The organism is Acinetobacter stercoris (genome assembly GCF_900323515.1).
Classification (GTDB): domain Bacteria; phylum Pseudomonadota; class Gammaproteobacteria; order Pseudomonadales; family Moraxellaceae; genus Acinetobacter; species Acinetobacter stercoris.
On record NZ_OOGT01000381.1, the window covers coordinates 1 to 1,520 of the forward strand.

The 1,520-nt window shown below is 32.0% G+C and carries 2 protein-coding genes; both read right to left on the reverse strand.

Going from position 1 to position 1,520, the window contains the following annotated elements:
* Positions 1 to 86 precede the first annotated feature (86 nt).
* Positions 87 to 446: a hypothetical protein gene (locus KPC_RS19680; protein WP_121975989.1), complete on the reverse strand. Its 360-nt coding sequence runs from the start codon at positions 444 to 446 to the stop codon at positions 87 to 89.
* Positions 447 to 718: 272 nt separating this feature from the next.
* On the reverse strand, positions 719 to 1,420 hold the full coding sequence (locus KPC_RS19685) for an exonuclease domain-containing protein (protein WP_121975990.1): 702 nt from the start codon (positions 1,418 to 1,420) through the stop codon (positions 719 to 721).
* Positions 1,421 to 1,520: the final 100 nt, after the last annotated feature.

Genomic DNA, 1,520 nt, shown 5'->3' on the forward strand with positions numbered 1-1,520 from the left:
GAATTAAAGAGGGGAATAAATTATCCCTGTTTGTAAAGTTTAGTATTATGGCTATTCTTCATCATTATGAAATATTTCTATCTAATTTATTCGTGAGAAATAAGCTGTATTTCTACATCATACTTTCTAAAATCTTCAATTATTTGCTTTAAAAAATTTTGTGATATTTCATTACTTAGTGGTAAAGAAATCATTTTATTATTTGAATGATCAAAACATTCGATTGAGTTAATATGCCAGATAGGAGCTTGATCTGATTGGGAAATTATAATTTTTCGGATTTGTAGTTCTTGTGAATGCTGAAGTGGTAACACACTGGTAATAGCCAGTTGTATCGAAGCGTTTTTATCTTGGGAGTCCAGAAAAGTGATAACCCAGTGACCAATTTTTCCAAGTTGAGTTGGGTTATCTATAGGGTCAAATTTAAAGGCAAAAATAGGATTCATGTTTATTTGCTTTATTAAGGAGAGCGTATGTATTTATAAGGTGTGACATCAAAAGAGAGGATCAATAAAAGGTCTAAAAGAGAGAAGAAAATAATTGAGTGTTAAGCTTGTTTATAGTTTAATTTATTGAAAATATTGATTAAAAATAATTTCAAATAAGATGCATTAATGCTTAATTAAACGAAAAAAAGACTAAAAGTATTTGTAGATATAAAGAGTAAGTCTACATCCGGCTTACTCCTTGGAATAGCGTAAGAAATATTAGTGTATGTTTATAATGTCTGAATGTTGGCATTCTCAAGTGCTTTACGCAGATAAGGATCAAGGTCTTCTTGGCGAAGTAGCCACTGTATATAGTCAGCAGGGAGTTCGTGTATCGCTGTACCTCTGTGTTTGCCGAAATTGATTGTTCTAGGGATTCTTGCATCTTCAGAAGCTTCATATAATTCTTCAATCGTTTGAATTTTTAAATGATAAAGGATGTGCATCAGGATATTGGCAGTGAGGATAATGTCAGCATCAGCACGATGAGCACCTTTTAACATGTTACGTGCTTTTTCACTTCCTTTACTTATCATATAAATAAGTGCTGAAATATTATGCGCTTCCGTATCTGGCCAGACCAATCTTGAGAGTGCTAATGTACAGATGGCTTTAATTTTTGAGGTATCTACACCACATTGCTCAATTGCCCGAATATCATAGTCAATATTATGACCAATGATATAGGTTGTTTCTGAAGGTAATTCAAACGTTGAGAAGTTTGGCTTATCTTGAATATCTGATTCCAGGATATGATGTACAGCCATAGAAGCATAGGAAATTTTTTCATTTCCAATACTATAAAGTTGGTCAAAAATCTTTTCCCGTTCCAGACTTAATTTGCCTTGTAAAATCTGAATTGGAGCATATGCAATTTCAATTGGATAACCATTGAGAGTATGTGTTTCAGTGTCCAGAATGATGGCTTGCATATTGACCTTTCCAAATTTTTTCTAAGTATATAACACAATATAAAGATGATCGCATTTGCTGGAAAATTCAAAAAAGATTTATTTTTTGAATGTTTAAAAT